Here is a 569-nt window from a genome sequence, read left to right as displayed (position 1 = left end):
GGCCCGCGCGCACCACGGCCGCCTGCGTCATGCGGTGCTGCGCGTCGTAGCGAAAGTGCTGCTCGGTGTGCGCGCCGATGCGCTTTCTCACCAGCCGGCCGAAGCCGTCGTAGTCGAAGCGCTTGTCCTGCAGCACCTTCACCCGGTTGTTGCGCACCCAGCCCCGGCCAGCGCCGTCCATCGCCTGAGCCCGGTCGGCGACGCGATTGCCGGCCGGGTCGTAGTGGAAGACTTCGTTCAGCGCGGCGGCGGCGCCTTCGCCCGCCGCGCCCTGGCCGGAAGGTGCCAGGGCGGACGGCAGGCCGGCGTGCACCGCCGAGAGCAGCCGGCCGACCGGGTCGTAGCGGTATTCGGTCTCGCCATGGCGGCTGTGCCGCGCCCGCGCCAGTTCGCCCGCGCTGTCGTACTCCCATTGCTTGAGCAGGCTGTCGGTGGCGGCGGGGCGCTGCAGGCGCTGGGCCCAGGCGGCGCTTTGGCCGGCGGTGCGGCCAGGGGCCCACGCGCCGGTCACCCGCAGGGCGGCGGACTGGGTCCACTGCGCACTGCGCCGCCCCAGGGCGTCGTAGGCG

Annotated in this window: 1 pseudogene; it reads right to left on the bottom strand. The window is 74.9% G+C overall.

Annotated features, from left to right (window positions below):
* A pseudogene (locus AC27KI_RS26935) lies at window positions 1-569 on the bottom strand (RHS repeat-associated core domain-containing protein); the annotation flags it as partial.

This window comes from Acidovorax sp. KPB24-03, from assembly GCF_057546605.1.
This window is presented reverse-complemented; position numbering and strand designations above follow the sequence as displayed.